Below are 25,351 nucleotides of genomic sequence, written 5' to 3' on the forward strand. Positions count from 1 at the left end.
GTCAATCGCGAGCAGGCTCGCTCCCACAAGTTCTGTGATCGACACCGAATCACTGTGGGAGCGAGCCTGCTCGCGATAGGTTTTTCAGACGTTCTGGTTTTTCTGATACTCCGCCAAAGCCGGCAGCAGCTGCAGATCAATCGCCCGGCGCACGGCGGGCAGGATGGTGGCGCCGCTGATGTACATGTCCTTGACCATCTTGCGCAGTTCATTGGCGCGGGCCGTGTCCAGCCCGCGCACCGCACACTCGCAGGCCTGTTCGGCGGTGGAGCCGCTGGGTATTTGCAGCCCCAGGGCCTTGAGCTGGCCCAGCAGGTCTTCCTGGTCGATCAAATCGGCGTACATCATGACGCTTTTCCTTGTTCAGGGATTGGGGTCGTGACTCGATTCTGGTAGCCGGCCGAAGCGGCGGCAAGGGCAAATGGTCGCGATGTCATGAATGACTATGGGGGCGTCGTTTTCGGCTAACTTGCCCAGGCCTGGACTGGGCACACTGGCCCCAAGCTGAATCACGACGGTTTGGTCACCCTCGCGCAACAGCTCCTCCAGTAACGCAACTGCCCCGATCCAGTCACGGCTTGATCGGGGATTTTTTTGCCTGGGTGAATCAGAGGGTGATGGGGTGTTGGACAGACCGCTATCGCGAGCAGGCTCGCTCCCACAGGGGCTCTGTGTCGTGCACAAGGTCTGTGGGAGCGAGCCTGCTCGCGATGAACGATGACGCGGTCTACCGTTGCAACACCAGAATCTTCGACAGCAACTCATCGCGATCCACATAGCACCCTTGGAAATGTCGAGCTCCGGTGGCCGGGTCGAAGGCATTGCGGGCGTGCAGGGTACGGCGGTTGTCGAAACACCACAGTTGGCCGGGTTCAAGCCTTTGCATCAGGCGGAACTGCGGCTCGCGAGTCAGCGCTATGAAGCGGCGGTAGGCGCGATACAGCCTGGGCATCTGCTCGACCGAGGTGTCGAACGGCCCGCGCAGAAAGTTCGCCATGCGGATCTCCGAGACCTGTCCCAGGGCATCCAGCGCGATAATGGGCGCCAGGCAGCGGTAAGCACTGTGGCGGTCCTTGTTGCGAAACTCCACCGGGATTTCACACAGCGCGGCAAAGGCCTCGGGGTCTTCCTGGCGCAGCGCCTCGGCGATGGCGAAACCGTCGACAAATAGGCTCTCGCCGCCGTCGGCGTCATTCACCAGGCAATGCAGAAACTGTAATCCTGGTTGCAGCTCCCGGGTGGGTAGGTCGCTGTGCAGTGGCAGGTTGAAAGCGGTGTAGGCGTTACTGTCGGCATCGGCCTTGGATTGCACGTTGAACAGCACGCCGAAGTTGCTCTGGCGGATGAACGAAATCTGCTGGGCGATCAGTTTCAGCGAGCCGGGTTCGGTGGGTACGCCGCGCACCTGGGTCAGGCCGATGTCGCGCACCGCCAGCAACCATTGCAACAACGTATCGGTGTCGTCCATCAGCGCCTGGTAATCAAACACCGGCAGTTGCAGGTCGTGCCGCCAGAGCTGGCGCTTGGGCTTGCTCGCCAGGCGTTCAGCCCTGGACTGATCATCGTAGGCATGGGCACGCAGCCAGCCTGGGTCGAAACGGCTTTGGTGGCCGTCCTGCCAATCCACGCACAGGCAGCCTTCACTGTCGAGACGGGTCGCACGGGGGGCCAGGTCTTCAGGTACATCGACGATTTCCAGCACCTGCTCGCGGGTCACGGTGTAGACGCACTGTGGGCAGGGGCAGTTGTCCCGCAGCCACTGATGATGGAAGGGGCTGATCCGACCGTCGGCCCAGGTGACCTGCACCCGGTCGGTCAAGGGCGTCACTGCGGTCAATGCACAGATCAGGGGATAACGGCGGAAGTCGGCAAAAGCGGCGGCGGTGTTCATGGCGATCTCCTGTTCGGGTTTTATCGGGCCGGCGGCAATGCGATGACCCGGCCGATATAGGCCGGCGGCGACAGGTCGGATTGCTCCGTGAGCAGGGCTTTGAGCTTGCCCAGGGTCTGTTCCGTGAAGGGCGCCGAGCGCGGGCCAGCCAGGTCGACGTGCAGCAGCATCTGCTCGTTTCCGGCCAGTTCCTTATCGCCGCCGACCAGGTGCAGGCTGTGGTAGAGATGCAGGCGTTTGGCGTCGTGGCCGATGATCTGTGTACGCACCTCGACCTGGGCGTCGAGCTTCACTTCGTGCAGGTAGTTCAAGTGCAGTTCGAGGGTGAACAGCGAGTGGCCGCTGGCTTCGCGGTTCTGGCTGTCCATGCCCAGGTGATCCATCAGTGCGTCGGTCGCGTAGCTGAAGATCAACAGGTAAAAGGCATCGCGCAGATGGCCGTTGTAATCGACCCATTCGGGGAGGATGCGGGTTTGGTAGGTGGTGAGGGTGGGCATGTTTCTGGTTCCGACAGTTGTGGTGACTGGGCTGGCGTTATCGCGAGCAGGCTCGCTCCCACAATGAACTTCTGGGTGAGACAGATCGCATTCACACCTCAAATCCTGTGGGAGCGAGCCTGCTCGCGATGGGGCCAGACCTGCTGATCCAAAAAACCAAGGTTTACTCGCTGAAGGCCATCCCATGCTTTTCTTTGGTGGTCTTCACCGCTTCCAGCACTGCCAGCAGGCAATCATCACGATAGCGCTCCAGGGCCGAGATGCTGCGGCTGCCCAGTTGCTCGCTCGTGCCGTCCACCACATCGTCGATCAGCTTGTCGGTCAGCTCCGGCGCCGGCAGGTAGGTCCACGGCAACTGCAACGCAGGGCCGAATTGAGCCATGAAATGGCGCATTCCGGCATCGCCACCGGCCAGTGTGTAAGTCAGGAACGTGCCCATGAACGACCAGCGCAAGCCGGCGCCAAAACGGATGGCATCGTCGATTTCGCCGGTGGTAGCCACACCGTCGTTGACCAGGTGCAGGGCTTCGCGCCAAAGCGCTTCGAGCAACCGGTCGGCAATGAAACCGGGCACTTCCTTGCGTACATGCAGTGGGCGCATGCCGAGGGATTCGTAGACTTTCATCGCCGCTTGCACCGCTTCGGGCGCGGTGTTTTTGCCGCCGACGACTTCCACCAGCGGCAACAGGTAGACCGGGTTGAACGGGTGCCCGACCACGCAGCGTTCCGGGTGGGTGGAACCTTCATAGAACTCGCTTGGCAGCAGTCCCGATGTGCTGGAACCAATCAGCGCATTGGGCTTGGCGGCGGCGCTGATCTGGCCGTGCAGCTCGAGCTTCAGCTCCAGGCGCTCGGGGGCGCTTTCCTGGATGAAATCGGCGTCGCGCACGCATTCTTCGATGGTCGCGACAAAGCGCAGCCGATCCTGGGAGGCACCGGGTGCCAGGCCTTGTTTCTCCAGTGCGCCCCAAGCGTTGGCCACGCGTTTGCGCAGCGCTGCCTCGGCACCCGGCGCCGGGTCCCAGGCCACGACGTCCAGGCCATGGGCCAGGGCGCGACTGACCCAGCCGCTGCCGATAACACCGCTGCCCAGGGCGGCGAAGGTCTTGATGTCGGTGATAAAGCTCATGGTGATTTCCTGAAAAGGGTTCGCTGATCTAAATGTGGGAGCGAGCCTGCTCGCGATGGCGCTGTGTCAGTCGGCACATCAGTCGCCTGTTTCACCGCTATCGCGAGCAGGCTCGCTCCCACAGGGGAAGGTGTCGGTTGGGTTTAGCCGCGGGTGGTCAGACCCATCTTCTTGCGCCCCTCCGCCGGCGTGAGCACGCGCGCGCCGAGGCGGCTGAGGATTTCGCTGGCGCGTTCCACCAGTTGGCCATTGGTGGCGAGCACGCCTTTGTCCAGCCACAGGTTGTCTTCCAGGCCGACCCGCACGTTGCCCCCCAGCAGCACCGCCTGGGCCGCCATCGGCATTTGCATGCGGCCGATGCCGAAGCCGGCCCACACGGCGTCCGCCGGCAAGTTGTCGACCATGGCTTTCATGGTGGTGGTGTCGGCCGGCGCTCCCCACGGGATGCCCAGGCAAAGCTGGAACAGAGGGTTGTCCAACAGGCCTTCCTTGATCATCTGCTTGGCGAACCACAGGTGGCCGGTGTCGAAGATCTCCAGCTCGGCCTTGACCCCCAGTTCGGTGATGCGCTTGGCCCCGGCCCGCAGTTGCGCCGGGGTGGAAACATAAATGGTGTCGCCGTCGCCGAAGTTCAGGGTGCCGCAATCCAGAGTGCAGATTTCCGGCAGCAACTCCTCGACGTGGGCCAGGCGGGTCAGCGGGCCCACCAGGTCGGTATTGGGGCCGAACTCCATGGGATTTTCGCCGCCGCCGATCTCCAGATCGCCGCCCATGCCGGCGGTGAGGTTGACGATGATGTCCACGTCCGCCTCTCGGATGCGCTCCATCACTTCGCGGTACAACGCCACGTCACGGCTGAACTTGCCGGTCTGCGGATCGCGAACGTGACAGTGGACCACCGTGGCGCCGGCCTTGGCGGCCTCGACGGCGGCTGCGGCGATCTGTTTCGGGGTGACCGGCACGTGTGGGCTTTTGGCGGTCGTGTCGCCAGCACCGGTGAGTGCGCAGGTGATGATGACGTCGTGGTTCATGGTGCAGGTTCCTTACAGGCGTGATGAGTCACTGCGCAGCCGATTGGCGCTGCGCAGATGGATGGCGTTTGTTCAGTTGCTGGTCAGTTTCAGGTTGTCGGCGGCAGGCTTGCCATCGAAGGTGGTAACGCCTTCGAGCCAGCGTTGCTTGTCTTGCGGATTATCCTTGAGCCATTGCTTGGCCGATTCGAGCGGGTCCTTGTGATCCAGCAGTGGCTGCATCATCCGGCTCTCGTCTTCGGCGGTGAACGTCAGGTTGCTCAGCAGACGGCTGACGTTCGGGCATTTTTGCGCGTAGTCCGGCGCGGTGACGGTCCATACGGTGGCCATGCCTTCGTTCGGGCCGAGGGCGTCTTCGCTGCCGGTGAGGTAGGTCATTTGCACGTTGACGTTCATCGGGTGCGGCGCCCAGCCGAAGAACACCACGGCTTCCTTGCGGCGCACGGCGCGGTCCACGGCGGCGAGCATGCCGGCTTCGCTGGATTCCACCAGTTGGAATTTGCCCAGGCCGAACTGGTTCTTGGCGATCATCGCCTTGATCTGGGTATTGGCGCCGGAGCCAGGCTCGATGCCGTAGATCTTGCCGCCCAACTCTTTTTCGAATTTGGCGATGTCGGCGAAAGTCTTCAGGCCCTTGTCGGCCAGATAAGTCGGCACGGCCAGGGTGGCGCGGGCGTCCTTGAGGCTGGGTTGCTCCAGGACCTTGACCTGCTTGGCCTCGACGAACGGGGTGATGGTCTGGGTCATCAGTGGGTTCCAATAGCCCAGGAACATGTCCAGGCGCTGGTCGCGGATGCCGGCGAAAATGATTTGCTGGGAGGCGCTGGTCTGTTTGGTCTTGTAGCCGAGGCCGTCGAGCAACACTTGGGTCATGGCGCTGGTGGCGATGACATCGGTCCAGTTGACCACACCCAGGCGCACGTTCTGGCACGCGGCGGGATCGGCTGCCATCGCAGCGGAACTCAGGAAGGTGGTGGTGCTGAGTGCAAGAACGCAGGAGCTGATCAGTCGTTTCATGTCGGGTTCCTCGGCAGTCTTTGTTATGGGTTCCGGCATCTGCGCGCCGGTGATGCCAAGTTACGCAGCCAGTCCGCCGGCAAAACGCACAGCGGCGACTCGCTCTTGCACTGCAGCGACCTGTGGCGTATCAAGGAGCGCACGCTACCCGCCAACCGAGTGCGCTACATGTCCCAGGATTTCTACTTCTTGTTGATGCCGGGTTTTTCGGCCATCGGTTTCATTTCGGCCATCGAACCGTTGCGGGTCGCCAACCGCTTTCGCGGTGAGTTGTACCGCTGGCATGTGTTGAGCGCCGATGGCGGGGCGGTGCTGGCAAGCAATGGCATGTCGGTCAACGCCGATGCCGCGTTGGAGCCATTGAAGAAAGGCGCGACCCTCTGGGTGGTGGCGGGGTTCGAACCGCTCAAGTTCGTGACCCCGGCGTTGGAGCGCTGGCTGCATCGGCTGGACAACGAGGGCGTCACCCTGGGCGGCATCGACACCGGCAGTGTGGTCCTGGCTGAGGCGGGGCTGCTGGAAGGCCATCGCGTAACCCTGCACTGGGAAGCGATCGAGGCGTTCAAGGAATCTTATCCACAGCTGAGTGTGACCCAGGAACTGTTCGAAATTGACCGCCGGCGCATCACCTGCGCCGGCGGCACTGCGTCCATCGACCTGATGCTGGACCTGATCGGCCAGGCCCATGGCCCGCAACTGGCGATTGAGGTCAGCGAACAATTCGTGCTCGGCCGCATCCGTCCGCGCAAAGACCACCAGCGCATGGAAATTGCCAGCCGCTATGGCATTCGCAACAAGAAGCTGGTGCACGTCATCGGCGAGATGGAAACCCACAGCGAGCCGCCCCTGAGCACCTTGGCCCTGGCCGAATCCATCAACGTCACCCGCCGCCAGCTCGAACGCCTGTTCCGCCTGCACCTGAACGACACTCCCAGCAACTTCTACCTGCGCCTGCGCCTGGAAAAGGCCCGGCAACTGTTGCGCCAGACCGACATGAGTGTGCTGGAAGTGAGCATCGCCTGCGGTTTCGAGTCACCGTCGTACTTCACCCGCAGTTATCGGGCGAGGTTTGAACGGTGCCCGCGGGAAGATCGGCGGCGCCAGGGGGATGGGCGGGAGGTGGTTTGACAGGCTTTTATACCCAATTATGTTCGCGACTATAAATTACACCTGTCGCCATAATTGAGTATGAAAGCATGCGTTGACCACCGAGGCAGGGGGCAACGCCATGTTCACCGGCTCCAATCGCGACAAGCTCGTTCGGACCTCTGTGGGAGCAAGGCTTGCCCGCGACGAAAGCGGCGCGGTGCATGGGAGAGCGAGGCGCCTGTATCGCGGGCAAGCCTTGCTCCCACACACAAAACTGCCGCAAGTCCAGTGTTTGGCTGAAAGAGGCTTACTTCTTCACCAACGCCGAACACGCCGCCTTATAAGCCTCATGCTGATACTTGTTCAGCGTCGCGGGCAATGCGAAGTCGTGTTTCTTGTTCTGCGCATTGATAGTCTGCGGCGACAGCAGCGTCACCTCACAACCCTCAAGCAACTGGAAAACCCCTTCGATCTTGAACGTGGTCGGCCCGCCAGCGAACTCGCCTTTCTTGCTGCGCTTCTTGATGGCGATGCGGTCGATACCGTTATCCACCACGAACGCCCGGACCTGGGCGGCGAACGCCTTGACGTTGGCGGCCTCGTCATCATCGTCCAGGGCGATTTTCTTGGTATTCAGCGCGACGTGACTCAACGCCTGTGGATCCAGCGAGGCAACGGCAATGATCGCTTCGCTGCCTTTGATTTCGATGCCGCAGATTTTCATGTGAATTCCTTTGCTCGATAGTGGCGTGCAGCTTACAGCTCCAACTGATCGGCATGGATACCAAAGGCGGCGGCAATTTTTTCGCGAGTTGCCCGGCGAGGTTTGGCGACTGATTCCTGCTGGGCAAACGCCGGTTGAGAAATACCCAGGCGCCTGGCGACCTCATCCTGGGTCAAGTTCAGATGTTCGCGCCATGCGCGGATGGGCGTGGCGCCGTCGACGATACGACTGACCACTTCATGAGGAATCAGATCAGGTTCCAGTTTTTTTTGCGCAACGTATTGGGCATACGGAATGACCACGAATGCAGGATTCCCGTTTGCGTCGTTTATGATCTGAATATCAGTAGGTACGTTCATCGCGTTTCTTGACCTCTTGAATGCTGACGACCTTGATCGCCCCGTCCCAATCGAACATGACCCGATAGCTACCCACCCGTAGGCGGTACGCGTAGTCATGGCCGACAAGTGCTTTGACATTCACCACGTCAGGCATCTCGGCGAGCGCCGTAACGGCGTCCCGAACCTGGGCCTGATGCAGAGAGTGCATTTTCAGAAGCTGCTTAACGGCCTTTCTGGTCCAGTGAATAGTGTTCATGGAAGAATATAAGTCTTTTATAAGATTTGCTAATCCTGACTTATATTTTCTCTAGGACCAACGTATGAACGGTGTCTGAATATTGCTCCGTAAGCGGCCCTTTATTCCTGCCCAATCGACTCCAAAAACTCCGACCGGTCATCACTCACCTGGGCCATGCAGTCGTTTTCGGCGATTTTGTAGGCTTCGCTGCCGGGTTTGGCCGGGAAGACGGCGATGGCGCAGTCGGCATCGCGTTGTTTTTGCCACAGTTGCTGGGCAACTCTGATTTTGCTGGTGATGTCGTTGAGCTGGGCCTTGTTGTCGGCGTAGAGGGTTTGCAGGCGTTCGTTGAGGCTCTGCAGGTTGTCGGCGAGCAGTTGTTCGGCGGCGGCTTTGCCGTAGGCCGAACAGGCCAGGGTCTGGACGTCGTTTTCCACGGCGTCGCAGGGGTTGTGTTCGGTGTCTTCGGTCGCGTGGGCGACGGTGCTGATCAGGGCCAAAGCCAGGATGATTGATTTCATTGCGTTGCCGCTCGAGTCCAGTGAAAACCAGTGATGCGGCGGATTCTGGCGTAAGCCTCGGGTAAAGAACAGACGGGTAGGGTGGCCCGCTCATAGCCCTTTGTCGTGGATTGACGCTTTCGGCAATTCCCCTGTCGTTTTTGCACCCGGTCGCCAATGCACCGAGGCATATGCTGGCCCCAAAGCGCCGGCACACGATTCGGCGCATGAATCGCTGACAAAAGGGGACTGCCTGATGAGCCCAGCCGAATTGCACGCCGACAGCATCGTTATCGACGGGCTGATCATTGCCAAGTGGAACCGTGACCTGTTCGAAGACATGCGCAAGGGCGGCCTGACTGCCGCCAACTGCACGGTGTCGGTGTGGGAAGGTTTTCAGGCCACCATCAACAATATTGTGGCCAGCCAGAAACTGATCCGCGAAAACAGCGATCTGGTGATCCCGGTGAAAACCACCGCCGATATCCAGCGCGCCAAGGCTCAAGGCAAGACCGGCATCATCTTTGGCTTCCAGAACGCCCACGCTTTCGAAGACCAGCTTGGCTACGTCGAGATCTTCAAGCAGCTCGGCGTTGGCGTGGTGCAGATGTGCTACAACACCCAGAACCTGGTGGGCACCGGCTGCTACGAGCGTGACGGCGGCCTGTCGGGCTTCGGTCGTGAAATCGTCGCCGAGATGAATCGGGTCGGCATCATGTGCGACCTGTCCCACGTCGGCTCCAAGACCTCCGAAGAGGTCATCCTCGAATCGAAGAAACCGGTCTGCTACTCCCACTGCCTGCCCTCGGGCCTGAAGGAGCACCCGCGCAACAAATCCGATGAAGAGCTGAAGTTCATCGCCGACCACGGCGGTTTTGTCGGCGTGACCATGTTTGCGCCGTTCCTGGCCAAGGGCATCGATTCGACCATCGACGACTACGCCGAGGCCATCGAATACACCATGAACATCGTCGGTGAGGACGCCATCGGCATCGGCACCGATTTCACTCAGGGTCACGGTCAGGATTTCTTCGAAATGCTGACCCACGACAAAGGCTATGCCCGTCGGCTGACCAGCTTCGGCAAGATCATCAACCCCCTGGGCATCCGCACCGTGGGCGAGTTCCCGAACCTCACCGAGACGCTGCTCAAGCGCGGCCATCCAGAGCGGGTGGTGCGCAAGATCATGGGCGAGAACTGGGTCAACGTCCTGAAAGACGTCTGGGGCGAATAAAGCCGCCGCATCACTGAATCCTTAACCTGCGGCCATTAGCGCCGCAGGCATACCACGAATTTTCGGAGTTAAGTTTCCATGGCCAAAATCGCCCCTCAATTGCCTATCGAAGTCGACAGTGAAACCGGTGTCTGGACCTCTGATGCCCTGCCGATGCTCTACGTGCCGCGGCACTTTTTCGTCAATAACCACATGGGCATCGAAGAAGTGCTGGGCGCCGACGCCTACGCCGAGATTCTCTACAAGGCCGGCTACAAATCCGCCTGGCACTGGTGTGAAAAAGAAGCCGAATGCCATGGCCTGGAAGGCGTCGCGGTGTTTGAGCATTACATGAAGCGTCTGTCCCAGCGCGGTTGGGGCCTGTTCAAGATCCAGGACATCGACCTGGATAAAGGCACCGCCAGCGTCAAGCTGGAACACTCGGCGTTCGTCTACGTGTACGGCAAGGTCGGGCGCAAGGTCGACTACATGTTCACCGGCTGGTTTGCCGGCGCCATGGACCAGATTCTCGCCGCCCGTGGCAGTTCGATCCGCACCGTGGCCGAGCAGGTCTACGGCGGTTCCGAAGAAGGCCACGACGACGGCCTGTTCATCGTCAAGCCGTTGTAAGTCGAGGATCGCGCCATGGCTTTTGAAGCAATGTTCCAGCCGATCCAGATCGGCAAACTGACCATCCGCAACCGCGTGCTCAGCACCGCTCACGCCGAGGTCTACGCCACTGACGGCGGCATGACCACCGACCGGTACGTGAAGTATTACGAAGAGAAGGCCAAGGGCGGCATCGGCCTGGCGATCTGTGGTGGATCGTCGGTGGTTGCCATCGACAGTCCGCAGGAATGGTGGAGTTCGGTGAACCTGTCCACCGACCGCATCATCCCGCACTTCCAGAACCTGGCCGACGCCATGCACAAGCATGGCGCCAAGATCATGATCCAGATTACCCACATGGGGCGTCGCTCGCGCTGGGACGGCTTCAACTGGCCGACCCTGATGTCGCCGTCCGGCGTGCGCGAGCCGGTGCACCGTGCGACCTGCAAGACCATCGAGCCGGAAGAAATCTGGCGGGTGATCGGTAACTACGCCCAGGCGGCACGGCGTGCCAAGGCCGGTGGCCTGGACGGCGTCGAGCTGTCCGCCGTGCACCAGCACATGATCGACCAGTTCTGGAGCCCACGGGTCAACAAGCGTACCGACGAATGGGGCGGCAGCTTCGAGGGGCGGATGAAGTTCGGCCTGGAGGTGCTCAAAGCCGTACGCGCCGAAGTGGGCGACGACTTCTGCGTGGGCATGCGCATCTGCGGTGATGAGTTCCACCCGGACGGCCTGTCCCACGAGGACATGAAGCAGATCGCCAAGTACTACGACGACACCGGCATGCTGGATTTCATCGGTGTGGTGGGCTCGGGTTGCGACACCCATAACACCCTGGCCAACGTTATCCCGAACATGAGTTATCCACCGGAGCCGTTCCTGCACCTGGCCGCCGGTATCAAGGAAGTGGTCAAGGTTCCGGTGCTGCACGCGCAGAACATCAAGGACCCGAACCAGGCCACGCGGATCCTCGAGGGCGGTTACGTCGACATGGTCGGTATGACCCGTGCCCACATCGCCGACCCGCACCTGATCGCCAAGATCAAGATGGGCCAGATCGACCAGATCAAGCAGTGCGTCGGCGCCAACTACTGCATCGACCGCCAGTACCAGGGCCTGGATGTGCTGTGCATCCAGAACGCTGCAACCTCCCGTGAATACATGGGCGTGCCGCACATCATCGAAAAATCCACCGGGCCCAAGCGCAAAGTGGTCGTCGTCGGTGCCGGCCCGGCCGGGATGGAAGCAGCGCGTGTGGCCGCCGAACGTGGCCACGACGTGACCCTGTTCGAGAAGAAGGAATTCATCGGCGGGCAGATCACCACCGCTTCGAAAGCCCCGCAACGGGACCAGATCGCCGGCATTACCCGCTGGTTCCAGCTGGAACTGGCCCGGTTGAAAGTCGACCTGCGCCTGGGCGTGGCGGCGGACGCGGCGACCATCATGGACCTGCGTCCGGATGTGGTGGTGCTGGCCGTCGGCGGGCATCCATTCCTCGAGCAGAACGAACACTGGGGCGCCGCCGAAGGGCTGGTGGTCAGCAGCTGGGACGTGCTCGATGGCAAGGTTGCACCGGGTAAGAACGTACTGGTCTACGACACCATTTGTGAATTCACCGGCATGTCGGTGGCCGACTTCCTCGCCGACAAGGGCAGCCAGGTCGAAATCGTTACCGACGACATCAAGCCGGGCGTGGCCATTGGCGGGACTTCGTTCCCCACTTACTACCGCAGCATGTACCCCAAGGAAGTGATCATGACCGGGGACATGATGCTGGAGAAGGTCTACCGCGAAGGCGACAAGCTGGTGGCGGTGCTGGAGAACGAATACACCGGTGCCAAGGAAGAGCGCGTGGTGGATCAGGTGGTGGTGGAAAACGGCGTGCGGCCGGATGAAGAAATCTACTACGCGCTCAAGGAAGGTTCGCGCAACAAGGGCCAGATCGACGTCGAAGCCTTGTTCGCGATCAAGCCCCAACCGTGCCTGGAGCAGAGCGGCGATGGTTACCTGCTGTTCCGCATCGGTGATTGCGTAGCGCAGCGTAATACCCACGCCGCCATCTACGACGCGCTGCGGTTGTGCAAGGATTTCTAACGGCTTGCACATAGCCCTGTGGGAGCGAGCCTGCTCGCGATGAACGATAACGCGGTCTGCCTGAGGCACCGCGGCGCCTGAATCGCGAGCAGGCTCGCTCCCACGGGAACCGAGTAAGGCATCTCGACCTGCAAGACCTGAGGTCTTTGGGAGCTTCACCATGCTGAACACCCTTCTTCCCATCCTGCTGTTCGCTGCCCTGGGCCTTGCGGTCCTTGGCGCTTTGCGGCGGGTGAACATGTGGCGCCGGGGGCGACCGTCCAAGGTCGACCTGATCGGTGGTCTTTTCGCCATGCCCAAGCGCTACATGGTGGATTTGCACCATGTGGTGGCGCGGGACAAATACATCGCCAACACCCACGTCGCCACGGCGGGTGGTTTTGTGCTGGCGGCGCTGCTGGCGATTCTGGTGCATGGTTTCGGCCTGCAGAACCGCATTCTGGGCTATGCCTTGCTGTTCGCCACGCTGCTGATGTTCAGCGGCGCGATCTTCATTGCCCTGCGTCGTCGCAATCCACCGTCACGGCTGTCCAAAGGGCCGTGGATGCGTTTGCCCAAGAGCCTGTTCGCGTTCTCCATCAGTTTTTTCCTGGTGACCTTGCCGGTCGCCGGGATCTTGCCGGCCGACTTCGGGGGCTGGGTGTTGGTGGCGCTGTTGGGCCTGGGCGTGCTTTGGGGTGTGTCGGAAATGTTCTTCGGCATGACCTGGGGCGGGCCGATGAAACATGCCTTTGCCGGGGCCCTGCACCTGGCCTGGCACCGCCGCGCCGAACGCTTTGGTGGCGGCCGCTCAACCGGTCTCAAACCTTTGGACCTGAACGACCCCGCAGCACCGTTGGGCGTTGAGAAACCCAAGGATTTCACCTGGAACCAGTTGCTCGGTTTCGACGCTTGCGTGCAGTGCGGCAAGTGCGAAGCCGCGTGCCCGGCCTTTGCCGCCGGCCAGCCGCTGAACCCGAAAAAACTCATCCAGGACATGGTCGTCGGCCTGGCCGGCGGCACCGATGCGAAATTCGCCGGCAGCCCCTACCCATCCCTTGACGGCAGGGGTAAACCGGTGGGCGAACACAGCGGCAACCCACACCAGCCGATCGTCAACGGCCTGGTGGATGCCGAAACGCTGTGGTCCTGCACCACTTGCCGGGCGTGCGTCGAGGAATGTCCGATGATGATCGAGCACGTCGATGCCATCGTCGACATGCGTCGTCACCTGACCCTGGAGAAAGGCGCCACGCCGAACAAGGGCGCTGAAGTACTGGAAAATCTCATCGCCACCGACAACCCTGGCGGCTTCGCCCCGGGCGGGCGGATGAACTGGGCGGCGGACCTGAACCTGAACCTGCTCAGCGAGGTGAAGTCCACCGACGTGCTGTTCTGGGTCGGCGACGGTGCCTTCGACATGCGCAACCAGCGCACCTTGCGCGCCTTCGTCAAAGTCCTCAAGGCGGCGAACATCGACTTTGCCGTGCTCGGTCTCGAAGAGCGCGACAGCGGCGATGTGGCCCGGCGCCTGGGTGATGAAGCGACCTTCCAGCTGTTGGCCAAGCGCAACATCCAGACCCTGGGCAAATACAGCTTCAACCGGATCGTCACCTGCGACCCCCACAGCTTCCACGTACTGAAAAACGAATACGGCGCCTTCGATGGCAACTACCGGGTGCAGCACCACAGCACTTACCTGGCAGAAGTCATCGAGGCCGGCGCCCTGAACCTCGGCCAGCACAAGGGCGACAGCGTGACCTATCACGACCCCTGCTACCTGGGCCGTTACAACGGCGAATACGAGGCGCCACGCCAGGTGCTGCGTGCGCTGGGCATCGAGATCAAGGAGATGCAGCGTTCCGGTTTCCGCTCCCGTTGCTGCGGCGGTGGCGGCGGCGCGCCGATCACTGACATTCCGGGCAAGCAGCGTATCCCCGATATGCGCATGGAAGACATCCGCGAAACCGGCGCCGAACTGGTGGCAGTGGGTTGTCCACAGTGCACCGCGATGCTTGAGGGTGTGGTTGAGCCACGCCCGATGATCAAGGACATCGCTGAACTGGTGGCCGACGCTCTGCTCGAAGACGCGGTTGCGAACAAACCAGCGGCTCCGGCCAAACGTGAACCTGCGGAGGTGCACTAATGAGCGACATCATCCGCCGCGACCCTCGCGCCGAGTGGATCGCCCGTAACCGCCTGCACCCACTGCACGCGGCCATGCAACCGGTCCAGCACAGCTGGATGGGTCCCAACGGTGTCATCCGCAAGAACGTTCATGGTGTCGGATTCATCGGCCCAAACGGCATCAAGCGTATCGACCGCAGCGGCGCCCAGCAGGGCGGCGCGACCAAGCGTACCGCGGCAACTGAAGTGCAATTGCCGCTGCATCAGGTGCCGCAACCGGCGTTTTATATCTGCGTGGTGCCGGACATGGTGGGCGGTCGTCTCAGCAGCCACGACCGCGATCTGCTGGGCCTGGCCCATCAATTGGCCGGTACCGACGGCGCGGTGCTGGCAGTGGTCTTCGGTGAGCACAAGGAAAGCACCTTCGCCACGGCCGGTGTCGACCGCTTGCTGGTACTGGAAGGCGAAGCGTTCAGCGGTTATTCACCGGAACAGCGAGTCCAGGGCCTGCGGGCTGTGGATAACCAATTCAATCCACGCCATTGGCTGCTGCCTGACAGCCGCACCGGTGGCGGCGAACTGGGCCGGCGGTTTGCCGCAGCCCTGGGCGAGCGCCCGGCCACACGGGTCTGGCAGGTCAAGGGTGAGGAGTGCATCGGCCGGGCCGGTGCCGGCCTGCAAGATTTGGCGCGGCCTTTGGCGCGGTTGATCCTGGCCGCGGCCGAATGCGCCGAACCGGTGAGCGAAACCCGCCACGAAGCCTTGCCGGTGGAGTTATCCACAGGCGTGGCCCGCAGCTTGTCGCGCATCGAAGACCTGGGCGCGGTGGCGGTGGACCCGGGCGCGATCCCGATGGCCGAAGCCGAATTCATTTTTTCCGGCGGCAACGGGGTCAAGGACTGGGCGCTGTTCCACCAGACCGCTGCGGCCCTGGGCGCCACCGAGGGTGCTTCGCGGGTAGCGGTGGACGATGGCTTCATGGCGCGGGATCGCCAGGTTGGCGCGTCCGGCACCTGGGTTACGGCGCGGGTCTACGTCGCGGTGGGGATTTCCGGGGCTATCCAGCACCTGCAGGGCATCGGCGCCTGCGACAAGGTGGTGGCGATCAACCTCGATCCGGGCTGCGACATGATCAAACGGGCAGACCTGTCGGTGATTGGCGACAGCGCGGCGATTCTCCAGGCCTTGATCGCGGCGGTAGAGGCGTACCGCAACGAAGCCAAGCGCGATGCGGCTTAAGCTAAGGATTCAACCATGAGTACTCAAGTGATCAGCCTGGTGTCCATCGGCGCCCACCCCACCTCCGGTCGGCCCCGGCGCGCCGAGCAGGATGCGCGGGCCGTGGAACTGGGCCTGCAACTGGCCGGCAACGACCTGCAAGTGCTGCACGCAGGCGACGTGGCTGAACCGGCCCTGCGCGCCTATCTGGGCATGGGTCTGGACGAACTCTACGTACTGGATAACCCCGCAGGTGCCGACGCACTGCCGGCCCTGACTGATTATCTGCGCGACGCGGGAGCCCAAGTGGTGCTCACCGGCAGTCAGGCGGAAACCGGCGAGGGTTCCGGCATGTTGCCGTTCCTGCTGGCAGAAAATCTCGGCTGGCCGCTGGTGGTGGGGTTGGCCCAGGTCGAATCCATCGACAGTGGCGTAGCCTTGGTGCTGCAAGCCTTGCCCCGCGGCCAGCGGCGACGTCTCAAAGTGCGCCTGCCGTTCCTCGCCACGGTGGATAACGCGGCCCCCAAACCCCGGCAAAGCGCCTACGGCCCGGCCCGACGCGGGGCGTTGCACGCTGAAGAAGTCGAGGTGATCGACGACGCCCTGTTGGCGGTGGCGACCCTGCAACCGGCCAAACCACGGCCCAAACGCCTGAAAGTGATCAAGGCCAAGAGCGGCGCCGACCGCATGAAAGCCGCCACGGCCAAGGCCAGCGGCGGAGGTGGGCAGGTGCTCAAAGGCGTGAGCCCGGAGGCGGGCGCCGAGGCGATTCTCAAGCTGCTGATTGAGGAAGGGGTGGTTCGCTAAATCCAGGCTCACCTTGTCCCTTGTGGGAGCGAGCCTGCTCGCGATAGCGGTCTTCCATTCACCTCGATGTTGACTGGCATGGCCCCATCGCGAGCAGGCTCGCTCCCACAAGGGCTGAAGTTTACCCACAATCCCTGTGCGCGCCTCTGTGGATAACCTGTTCGATCCTATCCAGACACCGCGCAAATCAGGCCTTTCAAGCCTTCGCTCAAAAAACGTCCAATCTGACCCGCTGCAACATCCAGCCATAAAACCGCTGCCCTGGCATGTTGTCGTGACTCAAACCTGCGCCTAAAAAAAGCTGTTTGACAGCTAATGGAGCCACATCAATGGAAGTTGAATTTCGTCCGGCGTTGCCCACGGATACACGGGAGATCGCTCGTCTGTTCCGGATTTCCTCAGAGGGCGCGTCGGATTACATCTGGAGCCAGCTGGCGGAGCCCGGGCAGGATCTGCTGGAGGTCGGGGCTGCTCGCTATGCCCGTGAGGATGTCGATTTTTCCTACCAGAACTGCCTTATTGCAGAAGCCGGCGGACAGGTCATCGGCATGATGCATTGTTACGTGACGCGTGAGGATCCGCTGGCGACTCCCGTCACTGATCCGATCCTGGCGCCCTACGCCGACATGGAAGTCCCCGATACCCTCTATATATCGAGCCTGGCCCTGCATGAAGGTTGGCGTGACAAGGGGCTCGGCGTGCGCTTTCTCGAGCGAGCGCAACAACGTGCCGATCAACTGGCGCTCAAAGGCCTCAGTTTGATCGACTACGCAGCGAACACCGGCGCCCGGCGCTTTTATGAGCGCCATGGCTTTGGCATCGTCAAAACCTGCCAGGTCGTCCCGCATCCGCTGATTCGGGTGGCGGGGGAGGCGTATCTCATGCATCGGCCTTAACCATTACGACGGCCTCACCAGACACCCTTGTGGGAGCGAGCCTGCTCGCGATAGCGGTCTTCCATTCACCTCCATGTTGACTGGCATGGCCTTATCGCGAGCAGGCTCGCTCCCACAAGGGGCTGAGGTTTACCCACAATCCCTGTGCGCGCCTCTGTGGATAACCTGTTCGCCCCTCGCCACACCCCACGCAGATCAAGCTCCCCAAGCCTGCGCTTAAAAAACAACCAGCCTAACTCACGGTTTTTCCTCGATTTTGTTTGTGAATAAGCGTGAGCGCAGGACGCTACTTGCCCCCAATCTCTGTTGGCGCTTCTGTGGATAAGATGTTCGCTACCCTCTACAGGCCATACGGAACGGGGCTTTCATGGGGTTGATCATAAAATGATCAATTGGTCGTTTTTATCCGGAAAATTCCGCTAAAACCTCGATTTACCGGCCATAGTCGCGGTTTTCCACAGAACCGTCAGAATTACCCCCAAACACTGTTGGCGCTTCTGTGGATAAGGTGTTCGCTCTCCTCCAGAAGCCAGGCTAGATAAGGCTTTCAGGTGGCTGATCAGTTTTTGACCTATATGGAAAGGAAACGCTCTTTGTTCATAAGTCACGGTTTTTCTTTAGCTTTTACTTAAAAAAATCAGTCGCAATGATGCACTTGTCCCCATTAGCTGTGGGTGGACATGTGGATAACTTGTTTGCGAAAGCGTAGGGGCCACGGCGGGTATAGGCCCAGACGCTATAGATCAAATTTCATACAGTTCTAAGGATCCACCTTGACGTGGCCCTGGCAGCTGTCTTCACTCATGGCACAAGGACACCGCCACTTTATCCACATCTGGTTCAGGGAGAACGCATGATGGATAGCAAGCCCCCCTGCTGGTACCCGATCTCGGCTGCGACCTGTACTCCGACCTGTACACCGACCCCTCCCACCCGGTTACCCAAACGCAGACGTCGTCGTGCCACCAATCAGCGTGCGCGTCTATAGCGCCTCGTTGAGCCCTGAGTTTCCCCTGTAACACCGTTGACTGCCGCTCCAACCCGTACGGGATAGTGGCCAGGCGTTCGTGCGCCTGTCGATTTGCAGGCAACCGCAGAGTTGCCCCATCTGCCTGAGAGGACTTGAACATGACACGGATCTCGACCCCCATTAGCGAAATCAAGGAGCATTACGACGTTATCGTCATTGGTTCCGGCTACGGCGGTGGCATTGCTGCGTCACGCCTGTCCCGGGCTGGGCGCAAGGTTTGTCTGCTGGAGCGGGGCCGGGAGATCCAGCCCGGCGAATACCCCAACACCATGCTTGCGGCCACCGAAGAGTTGCAGGTGCATGACCCGGACGGTCACATCGGGTCGCGCACCGGACTGTTCGACCTGCACGTCAACGCCCAGCAGAACGTGGTGGTCGGTTGCGGCCTGGGCGGCACTTCGCTGATCAATGCCAACGTTTCGCTGGAGCCGGAGCCCGGTGTGTTCGAGGACTCCCGCTGGCCGCAGGCGGTGCGTGACCATTGCGACACGCTGCTCAAGGACGGTTATGCGCGGGCTCGGGAAATGCTCAAGCCCAACCCTTACCCAGATGCGGCGCCGAACCTGCCCAAGCTCGACGCCAACCGCAAGTCGGCGAGTTATCTCAAGCAGGACGCACATTTCTACAAACCGCCCATCAACGTGACATTCGACAAGTTGCCCAACAACCTCAACCACGTCGGCGTCGAGCAGTTGCCGTGCAACGGCTGTGGGGATTGCGTCTCGGGCTGTAACAACAAGGCCAAGAACACCACGCTGATGAATTACCTGCCGGATGCCTGGAACCATGGTGCGGAGATTTTCTGTCAGGCCCAGGTGCGGCACCTGGAGCGCGACGGCGACGGCTGGATCGTGCATTTCCAGTACCTGGACAGCGGTCGCGAGTTGTTCTCGGCGCCAACCCTGTTCGTGCGCGCCGACATCGTGGTGGTGTCCGCCGGCACCCTGGGCTCTACCGAGATCATGCTGCGTTCCCGGGACAAAGGCCTGTCGATGTCCAGTCAACTGGGCGAGAACATGAGCGGCAACGGCGACATCCTCGGGTTTGGCCACAACTGCGACCAGACCATCAACGGTATCGGTTTCGGCGCCCACTCGGCCAAGGAGCTGGAGCCGGTGGGACCGTGCATCACCTCGATCATCGACATGCGTACCGAGGGTGACTGGCGCAGCCGCATGGTCATCGAGGAAGGCTCGATCCCCGGCGCACTCGGTCGGCCCATGGTGCCGAGCATGGCGGCGTTCGCCGGGATGATCGGCGTGCCCACCGACACGGGCCTGGGTGCCAGCCTCAAGTACAAGGCCCGGGAAGCCGAGAGCTTTCTGCGCGGCCCGTACTACGGCGCGCTGCATAACATGCAGACGTACCTGATCATGAGTCACGACAACGGCAAGGGGCGCATGGTGCTCGACAACAAGGACCAGTTGCGCATCGACTGGCCCGGCGTCGGCGAGCAGGAAAACGTGACCCTGGGCAATGAGCGTTTGCACCAGAGCACCAAGGCGTTGGGCGGGATCTGGGTCGAGAATCCGATCTGGACCAAGCTGCTCAAGCACAGCATCGTTTCGGTCCATCCCTTGGGCGGCTGCGTGATGGGGGAAGACGCGACGCAAGGCGTGGTCAACCACAAGGGCCAGGTGTTCAGTGGTGCCAGCGGGACGGATGTCTATCCCGGTCTGTACGTGACGGACGGTGCGGTGATCCCGACTTCCCTGGCGGTGAACCCGTTGTTGACCATCTCGGCGGTGAGCGAGCGCAACATGGGGCTGCTGGCGGCCGATCGTGGCTGGATCATCGACTACACCCTGCCTTCGGCCCCGCGCAAACCGGTGGCGGCGCCGACCCTTGGCGTGCAGTTCACTGAAACCATGAAGGGCTACTTTTCCACAGCCTTCACCCAGCCTCAGGGCACTGATCTTTCGCTTTACGAAGCCGCGGCCAAGCGCGGCAAAGCCGATAACTCGCCCATCGAATTCACCCTGACCATCACTGCCGCCGATCTCAATCGCCTGATCAAGGAACCGGAACACGCCGCCACCCTGGTGGGTACGCTGGATGCGCCGATGCTTTCGCCCAAGCCGCTGGTCGCCAGCAACGGAGTGTTCAACCTGTTCGAGCAATACCAGGAACAGGTGGATGTGCGGCACATGAACTACGACATGAAACTGACCGCCGAGGATGGCAGCGATTATTACTTCAGCGCCTTCAAGACCGTGCCCGAGGACAACGGGGTACTGAACATCTGGCATGACACCAGCACGCTCTATGTCACTCTGTATCGCGGGCCGGACAAGAGCGGCGAGGTCATCGGCTCGGGGGTGATGCACATTCTGCCGGCCGACTTCGCCAAGCAGATGACCACCATGAAAGTGCTCAACGCACGTAACGAGCGTGAGCGAGTGGAAGCGTTGGCCCGCTTCGGCAAGTTCTTCGCCGGCATTTTGTGGGAGAGCTACGGCGGGGTGTTCGCTGGCGATGTGTACTTCAATCCGGACGCGCCGCCTCGCAGCAAGCGGCCGCTGGACGCACCGGCGCCGACCGTGCATTTCTTCCAGACCGAGGACAACGTCGAGCTACGCCTGACTCGCTATCAAGCGGGCAGCAAAGGCCCGGTGATGCTGGTGCATGGCCTGGGGGTGGGGTCGAATATTTTCTCCACCGACACCATCCAGACCAACTTGCTGGAGTACCTGTGCAAGCACGAGTACGACGTCTGGTTGCTGGACTTGCGGGTGAGCATCCTGCTGCCGGCCAGCAAGCATGAATGGAACGGCGACCAGGTGGCCCAGTACGACTTCAAGGCTGCTATCGAGCAGATCCAGCAGGCCACGCTGGCCCGTGACGTGCAGTGCGTGGTGCATTGCTACGGTGCGACGACGTTCTTCATGTCGATGCTGGCGGGGCTGCAAGGGGTGCGCTCGGTGGTCTGCTCGCAGATCGCCGCCGACACGGTGGTCGCCACCGCCACCGGACTGAAGGCCGGTTTGCATTTGCCGGGGATGCTCGATGCCATCGGCATCAAGTCCCTCACGGCCTACGCCGACACCAAGGAAAGCTGGTTCAACAAACTCTACGACAAGGCCCTCAACGGTTATGCCCGGATCGAGGCCCAGGGCTATTGCACCAACCCGGTCTGCCACCGCATCACGTTCATGTATGCGTCGCTGTACCGCCACGACACCCTCAACGAAACCCTGCACGACAACCTGCATGAATTGTTCGGTGAGTCGAACATCCAGACCTTCGAGCACCTGGCGCTGATCGTGCGCAAGGGGCACCTGGTGGACTTCAAGGGCAACGACGTCTACATGCCGCATTTCGATCGGTTGAAATTGCCGATCTGCTTCATCAGCGGCGCCGAGAACCAGTGCTACCTCCCTCAAAGCACCCTCAAGACCTACGAGCGACTGTGCGATATGCACGGCCCGCAACTGTTCAGCCGTCACGAAGTGCCGGGCTACGGCCACATCGACTGCATTTTTGGCAAGGATGCGGTGGTGGATGTGTACCCGATCATCCTTGAACACCTGGAGAAGACGGCGCTGGGCTAGTTCTAGATCGCATCGCGAGCAGGCTCGCTCCCACACGGGGTTTGTGCCGTACGCAGGTTCGGTGGCCCACACCGTTCAATGTGGGAGCGAGCCCGCTCGCGATGCGATCGTCTGGACGCTGCATCTCGTGAGTCAGGAATAAGGAAAAAGGATGCCATGAACACTTACATCCGTTGGTTCCAACGCATCATCTGGGTGGGCATTGTGATGAACATGGTCTTCGCGATTCCGGCGCTGTTCGCGCCGGCGTTGCTGACGTCCATGCTCGGCCTGCCGCCCGTGCTGTCCGATCCCTGGCTGGAAAACACCGGCATGTTGCTGGTGGGGATCAGCCTGTTCTACATGCCCTCGGGGTTCAACGCGCCGCGTTTCGTGGTGCATTCGTGGTTGTGCGTGCTGTCGCGGCTGGTGGCGGTGGTGTTCTGGATCTACCTGATCAACACTAACAACCAGGGTCAGTTGTTCGTGCCGATGTTGATGGGCGACTTGAGCATGTTCCTGATTCTGGGCGTGCTGCTGTACCTGGGCAGCCCGGTGGCCCATCGTCCACTGGCCTTGCTCTGCGCCGGTTGGCGGGAGTGGCGCGCCGGCTGGGCGCGGCGCTGGCACAGTCATGGTTTCAAGGTCGGCACGCTGGTGGTGGTATTGCTGCTGGGTTTCATCGGCTACCAGACCTGGTACCAGATGATACGAGAGGTGCCCCAGCCAGACTTCGCTTCCGACGAGGACCACTACAAATACGCCGCCATCGGCCTGGGCATCGAAGCGCGGATCCCTTATTACCTGTTCGCCGTGCTGCCGCAGATGTGCCCGGAAAAACTGCCCAAGCCCGGCGGTTACGAGGTGTTCGGGTTTCTCTACGAGAACGGCAACGACCTGCCGATCGGCATGGCCAAGCGGCAACTGGGCTACCCCACCGTGGAGCCGAACTGCGCGCTGTGCCACACCGGCTCGTACCGGGCCAATGCCAGTGACGTAGCGGTTCCGGTCGCCAGCGCGCCGGCCAACACCCTGCAACTGCAGGCCTTCCAGTGGTTTGCCTACGATTGTGCCAGCGACCCGAAATTCACCCCAGATGCGGTCATGGCGGCGATCAACAGCAAGTTCCAGCTGGGCTTTTTCGAAAAACTGTACAACCGTTACCTGATCATCCCGATGGCCAAGAGTGGGCTACTCAAGCAGAAGCAGGCCTACGCCTGGCAGAAACTGCGCCCGGCCCAAGGTCCGGGGCGGACCGATACCTTCAACCCGACCAAAATGGTGGTGTTCGGCTTCCCGGATGACTCCACCATCGGCACCGTGGACTTGCCGCAGGTCTGGAACCAGAAACCCCGTGAGTCGATGTATCTGCATTGGGACGGCAATAACAACAAGATTCACGAACGCAACTACGCGGCGGCCATGGCCGTGGGCGCGACACCGCAATCGGTGCTGCCGCCGAGTTTCAACCGGGTGACCAATTGGCTGCTGGGCCACAAGGCGCCGGCGTGGCCGTTCGCCCTGGACCAGGCGAAAGTCGCCCAGGGCAAACCGATCTGGGAGCAGAACTGTGCCGCTTGCCACGACTTCGGCCGTGCCGACACAGGACAGGTCACTACCAACATCGACCAGTTGGGCACCGATCCCCATCGCCTGAACTCCTTCACCGTCGGGCTGGTGACGGCGTTCCACGGCTTCAAGAAACCGCCGTTCGACTTCGGCGCGTACCGCAAGACCCAGAGCTACAGCAACACCCCCACCGACGGCATCTGGCTAAGGGCGCCGTACCTGCACAACGGCTCGGTGCCGACCCTGTGGGACTTGTTGCAACCGCCCGAGTTGCGGCCGCAAGTGTTCTACACCGGCTCCGATATCTACGACCAGGAGAAGGTCGGCTTCATCACCAGCGGCGCGCAGATGAAGGCGTCGGCGGATTTCAAATACGACACCCGCCTGGAAGGCAACCACAACGGCGGCCACCTGTATGGCACGCAGTTGTCGGATGTCGACAAACGGGCCCTGATCGAATTCATGAAAACCCTGTAGCCCAGGGCACTGCGAAGGAGCGTTCACATGTCATTACTGCACCATTGGGAACATGAGTTCGACAAGGTCAAAGTCCGCCTGCACGGGTTGGTCACGCGGCTGGAGATGTCCTGGAAAAAACTCGTCAACGACCTGGAGCCCGAAGAGTTCGAGGCCATCGTCAAGCTGCTCCAGCGTGGCCACGATCAGGCCCGGCACGTCATCGATCACGGCGACCTGCCGGATGACGAACCGGCCGTGCCGTGGGAGCTGGCCCACGGTCTTTCGATCCTGAAGATTGGCAATGCCAGCGCCTTGCCGCAAACCGAGGACGAGCTGCCGACCCGCGTGCTCAAGGACGGCACCTTGCTCGGTTGCCGCAAATGGGAGTTGCTCGACCTGTTGTGGAGTGAGGCGTTGCTCAAGTGGATCGAGAACCTGCGCCATCACGCGCCGTTCGCCACTAACCCGGCGCTGGTGAAAATGGACAGCGACGTGGTGTTGGCGATTGCCGGCGACTGGGGCACCGGACCGTTCGACAGTCATGCTCCGGCCGTGGCTGTCGCCAATCAGATGCAACTGGCCGAGGCCGACTTCACCATCCATCTGGGCGATGTGTATTACGCCGGCACCCATTCCCAGGAGGACGTCGACATGGTCGGCTGGCCCCAGGGCAAGCACGGCTCGTTCACGCTCAATTCCAACCACGAGATGTACAGCGGCGCCCACGGTTATTTCAAGGAGCTGGCCAAGCGTTTCCCGGTGCAACAGGGCACCAGTTACTTTGCCCTGTACAACGACGATTGGCTGGTGGTCGGCCTCGACAGTGCCTACGCCTCGGACGCGATGAATCTGTACATGGATGGCACCCTCAACGCGCAACAGATCGACTGGATGAAAAACCTGCCCAAGCGCAAAAAGCTGATGGTGCTCAGTCATCACCAGGGCTTCGATATTTCCGGGCACCACAAGACCGCGCTTTACCAACCGGTCTGCGATGCACTGGGGCGTGAGCCGGACTACTGGTATTGGGGGCATCTGCACAATGGCATCTGCTACGCGCCCCAAGGCGGGCTGCACGCACGCTGTGCCGGGCACGGAGCGATTCCCTACGGCACCACCAGCGAGTTGAACGGACATGCCGGGGTGTTGTGGTCGGAAACGCAACTGGCGGGGGATGAGGCGTACCCGGAACGGGTGTTGAACGGGTATGTGAAGGTGCGGCTGGTGGGGGAGGAGATTGTCGAGACGTTTTATGGGGAGGATGGGTCGGTGCGGTGGTCTTCACAGTAATCGGGTGAATGTGAGGCCGCTATCGCGAGCAGGCTCGCTCCCACATTTGATCTTCGGTGCGCCAAAGATC

21 protein-coding genes are annotated in these 25,351 nt (G+C 61.3%); 11 read left to right on the forward strand and 10 right to left on the reverse strand.

The features are described 5' to 3' along the window. Window positions 1–84: 84 nt before the first annotated feature. The 6 genes from BW979_RS05725 to choX form a co-directional block, all read right to left on the reverse strand. On the reverse strand, window positions 85–348 hold the full coding sequence (locus tag BW979_RS05725) for a hypothetical protein (protein WP_047230370.1): 264 nt from the start codon (window positions 346–348) through the stop codon (window positions 85–87). Window positions 349–727: 379 nt separating this feature from the next. Further along, window positions 728–1,891 (reverse strand): gamma-butyrobetaine dioxygenase, encoded by a 1,164-nt coding sequence (locus tag BW979_RS05730; RefSeq protein ID WP_076383394.1) that lies wholly within the window; start codon window positions 1,889–1,891, stop codon window positions 728–730. A gap of 20 nt (window positions 1,892–1,911) precedes the next feature. Then, entirely contained in the window at window positions 1,912–2,388 is a 477-nt protein-coding gene (locus BW979_RS05735) for a thioesterase family protein (RefSeq protein WP_076383395.1), read from the reverse strand. A 163-nt stretch (window positions 2,389–2,551) separates the two neighbouring features. Continuing rightward, window positions 2,552–3,517 (reverse strand): L-carnitine dehydrogenase, encoded by a 966-nt coding sequence (locus BW979_RS05740; protein WP_047230373.1) that lies wholly within the window; start codon window positions 3,515–3,517, stop codon window positions 2,552–2,554. Between the two features lie 143 nt (window positions 3,518–3,660). Next, window positions 3,661–4,548, reverse strand: a complete 888-nt coding sequence (locus BW979_RS05745; RefSeq protein WP_076383396.1) for a 3-keto-5-aminohexanoate cleavage protein — start codon at window positions 4,546–4,548, stop codon at window positions 3,661–3,663. A 72-nt stretch (window positions 4,549–4,620) separates the two neighbouring features. Further along, complete coding sequence (gene choX / locus BW979_RS05750) at window positions 4,621–5,565, reverse strand: choline ABC transporter substrate-binding protein (RefSeq protein ID WP_047230375.1); 945 nt, start codon at window positions 5,563–5,565, stop codon at window positions 4,621–4,623. Window positions 5,566–5,733: 168 nt separating this feature from the next. On the opposite strand from choX, the gene BW979_RS05755 reads away from it, so the two are divergent. Further along, window positions 5,734–6,693, forward strand: a complete 960-nt coding sequence (locus tag BW979_RS05755; protein ID WP_047230376.1) for a GlxA family transcriptional regulator — start codon at window positions 5,734–5,736, stop codon at window positions 6,691–6,693. Between the two features lie 268 nt (window positions 6,694–6,961). On the opposite strand, the gene BW979_RS05760 is transcribed toward BW979_RS05755, so the two are convergent. From BW979_RS05760 to BW979_RS05775, 4 genes are all read right to left on the reverse strand, one after another. Beyond that, entirely contained in the window at window positions 6,962–7,378 is a 417-nt protein-coding gene (locus tag BW979_RS05760; protein WP_047230377.1) for a DUF3010 family protein, read from the reverse strand. 32 nt (window positions 7,379–7,410) lie between these two features. Next, window positions 7,411–7,737 carry a helix-turn-helix domain-containing protein gene (locus BW979_RS05765; RefSeq protein WP_076383397.1) on the reverse strand — a complete coding sequence of 109 codons (327 nt, stop codon included), beginning with the start codon at window positions 7,735–7,737 and terminating at the stop codon, window positions 7,411–7,413. After that, entirely contained in the window at window positions 7,721–7,975 is a 255-nt protein-coding gene (locus BW979_RS05770; protein ID WP_047230379.1) for a type II toxin-antitoxin system RelE family toxin, read from the reverse strand. Before BW979_RS05770 ends, BW979_RS05765 begins: the two co-directional genes overlap by 17 nt. 101 nt (window positions 7,976–8,076) lie before the next feature. Continuing rightward, window positions 8,077–8,478 (reverse strand): lysozyme inhibitor LprI family protein, encoded by a 402-nt coding sequence (locus tag BW979_RS05775; RefSeq protein WP_076383398.1) that lies wholly within the window; start codon window positions 8,476–8,478, stop codon window positions 8,077–8,079. A 235-nt stretch (window positions 8,479–8,713) separates the two neighbouring features. Between BW979_RS05775 and BW979_RS05780 the strand changes: the two genes are divergently transcribed. The 10 genes from BW979_RS05780 to BW979_RS05825 all read left to right on the forward strand — a co-directional run bounded on the left by BW979_RS05780 (window position 8,714) and on the right by BW979_RS05825 (window position 25,281). Next, entirely contained in the window at window positions 8,714–9,691 is a 978-nt protein-coding gene (locus BW979_RS05780; RefSeq protein WP_047230381.1) for a dipeptidase, read from the forward strand. 78 nt (window positions 9,692–9,769) lie between these two features. Further along, the gene (locus BW979_RS05785; RefSeq protein WP_030139308.1) at window positions 9,770–10,300 is read left to right on the forward strand and encodes a DUF5943 domain-containing protein; all 531 of its coding nucleotides are present in this window, start codon (window positions 9,770–9,772) and stop codon (window positions 10,298–10,300) included. A gap of 15 nt (window positions 10,301–10,315) precedes the next feature. Beyond that, a complete protein-coding gene (dgcA, locus tag BW979_RS05790) occupies window positions 10,316–12,376 on the forward strand; it encodes a dimethylglycine demethylation protein DgcA (protein ID WP_047230382.1) in 2,061 nt (686 codons plus the stop codon). Between the two features lie 160 nt (window positions 12,377–12,536). Continuing rightward, window positions 12,537–14,501 (forward strand): dimethylglycine demethylation protein DgcB, encoded by a 1,965-nt coding sequence (gene dgcB, locus BW979_RS05795; RefSeq protein ID WP_047230383.1) that lies wholly within the window; start codon window positions 12,537–12,539, stop codon window positions 14,499–14,501. Beyond that, a complete protein-coding gene (gene etfA / locus BW979_RS05800) occupies window positions 14,501–15,721 on the forward strand; it encodes an electron transfer flavoprotein subunit alpha (protein WP_047230384.1) in 1,221 nt (406 codons plus the stop codon). The genes dgcB and etfA overlap by 1 nt, the downstream gene beginning before the upstream one ends. Window positions 15,722–15,736: 15 nt before the next feature. Further along, the gene (etfB, locus tag BW979_RS05805) at window positions 15,737–16,507 is read left to right on the forward strand and encodes an electron transfer flavoprotein subunit beta (RefSeq protein ID WP_047230385.1); all 771 of its coding nucleotides are present in this window, start codon (window positions 15,737–15,739) and stop codon (window positions 16,505–16,507) included. Between the two features lie 329 nt (window positions 16,508–16,836). Continuing rightward, window positions 16,837–17,403 carry a GNAT family N-acetyltransferase gene (locus BW979_RS05810; protein WP_076383399.1) on the forward strand — a complete coding sequence of 189 codons (567 nt, stop codon included), beginning with the start codon at window positions 16,837–16,839 and terminating at the stop codon, window positions 17,401–17,403. Window positions 17,404–18,531: 1,128 nt separating this feature from the next. Further along, window positions 18,532–21,984 carry a GMC oxidoreductase gene (locus BW979_RS05815; protein ID WP_047228152.1) on the forward strand — a complete coding sequence of 1,151 codons (3,453 nt, stop codon included), beginning with the start codon at window positions 18,532–18,534 and terminating at the stop codon, window positions 21,982–21,984. Window positions 21,985–22,140: 156 nt separating this feature from the next. Then, window positions 22,141–24,009: a hypothetical protein gene (locus BW979_RS05820; RefSeq protein WP_047228151.1), complete on the forward strand. Its 1,869-nt coding sequence runs from the start codon at window positions 22,141–22,143 to the stop codon at window positions 24,007–24,009. A gap of 27 nt (window positions 24,010–24,036) precedes the next feature. Then, the gene (locus tag BW979_RS05825) at window positions 24,037–25,281 is read left to right on the forward strand and encodes a metallophosphoesterase family protein (RefSeq protein WP_047228150.1); all 1,245 of its coding nucleotides are present in this window, start codon (window positions 24,037–24,039) and stop codon (window positions 25,279–25,281) included. The last annotated feature ends 70 nt before the right edge of the window (window positions 25,282–25,351 follow it).

The sequence above is a fragment of the Pseudomonas sp. A214 genome (assembly GCF_900156295.1).
Lineage (GTDB): Bacteria > Pseudomonadota > Gammaproteobacteria > Pseudomonadales > Pseudomonadaceae > Aquipseudomonas > Aquipseudomonas rhizophila.

What these genes read in the sequence shown, in the direction of transcription:
- BW979_RS05745 (WP_076383396.1), bottom strand. Translation starts at nt 4,548, where the DNA reads ATGAACCACGACGTCATCATCACCTGCGCACTCACCGGTGCTGGCGAC.
- BW979_RS05825 (WP_047228150.1), top strand. Translation starts at nt 24,037, where the DNA reads ATGTCATTACTGCACCATTGGGAACATGAGTTCGACAAGGTCAAAGTC.
- dgcA (WP_047230382.1), top strand. Translation starts at nt 10,316, where the DNA reads ATGGCTTTTGAAGCAATGTTCCAGCCGATCCAGATCGGCAAACTGACC.
- BW979_RS05735 (WP_076383395.1), bottom strand. Translation starts at nt 2,388, where the DNA reads ATGCCCACCCTCACCACCTACCAAACCCGCATCCTCCCCGAATGGGTC.
- BW979_RS05770 (WP_047230379.1), bottom strand. Translation starts at nt 7,975, where the DNA reads ATGAACACTATTCACTGGACCAGAAAGGCCGTTAAGCAGCTTCTGAAA.
- BW979_RS05775 (WP_076383398.1), bottom strand. Translation starts at nt 8,478, where the DNA reads ATGAAATCAATCATCCTGGCTTTGGCCCTGATCAGCACCGTCGCCCAC.
- BW979_RS05815 (WP_047228152.1), top strand. Translation starts at nt 18,532, where the DNA reads ATGACACGGATCTCGACCCCCATTAGCGAAATCAAGGAGCATTACGAC.
- BW979_RS05740 (WP_047230373.1), bottom strand. Translation starts at nt 3,517, where the DNA reads ATGAGCTTTATCACCGACATCAAGACCTTCGCCGCCCTGGGCAGCGGT.
- BW979_RS05755 (WP_047230376.1), top strand. Translation starts at nt 5,734, where the DNA reads ATGTCCCAGGATTTCTACTTCTTGTTGATGCCGGGTTTTTCGGCCATC.
- etfA (WP_047230384.1), top strand. Translation starts at nt 14,501, where the DNA reads ATGAGCGACATCATCCGCCGCGACCCTCGCGCCGAGTGGATCGCCCGT.
- BW979_RS05725 (WP_047230370.1), bottom strand. Translation starts at nt 348, where the DNA reads ATGATGTACGCCGATTTGATCGACCAGGAAGACCTGCTGGGCCAGCTC.
- dgcB (WP_047230383.1), top strand. Translation starts at nt 12,537, where the DNA reads ATGCTGAACACCCTTCTTCCCATCCTGCTGTTCGCTGCCCTGGGCCTT.
- BW979_RS05730 (WP_076383394.1), bottom strand. Translation starts at nt 1,891, where the DNA reads ATGAACACCGCCGCCGCTTTTGCCGACTTCCGCCGTTATCCCCTGATC.
- BW979_RS05785 (WP_030139308.1), top strand. Translation starts at nt 9,770, where the DNA reads ATGGCCAAAATCGCCCCTCAATTGCCTATCGAAGTCGACAGTGAAACC.
- etfB (WP_047230385.1), top strand. Translation starts at nt 15,737, where the DNA reads ATGAGTACTCAAGTGATCAGCCTGGTGTCCATCGGCGCCCACCCCACC.
- BW979_RS05780 (WP_047230381.1), top strand. Translation starts at nt 8,714, where the DNA reads ATGAGCCCAGCCGAATTGCACGCCGACAGCATCGTTATCGACGGGCTG.
- BW979_RS05810 (WP_076383399.1), top strand. Translation starts at nt 16,837, where the DNA reads ATGGAAGTTGAATTTCGTCCGGCGTTGCCCACGGATACACGGGAGATC.
- choX (WP_047230375.1), bottom strand. Translation starts at nt 5,565, where the DNA reads ATGAAACGACTGATCAGCTCCTGCGTTCTTGCACTCAGCACCACCACC.
- BW979_RS05820 (WP_047228151.1), top strand. Translation starts at nt 22,141, where the DNA reads ATGAACACTTACATCCGTTGGTTCCAACGCATCATCTGGGTGGGCATT.
- BW979_RS05765 (WP_076383397.1), bottom strand. Translation starts at nt 7,737, where the DNA reads ATGAACGTACCTACTGATATTCAGATCATAAACGACGCAAACGGGAAT.
- BW979_RS05760 (WP_047230377.1), bottom strand. Translation starts at nt 7,378, where the DNA reads ATGAAAATCTGCGGCATCGAAATCAAAGGCAGCGAAGCGATCATTGCC.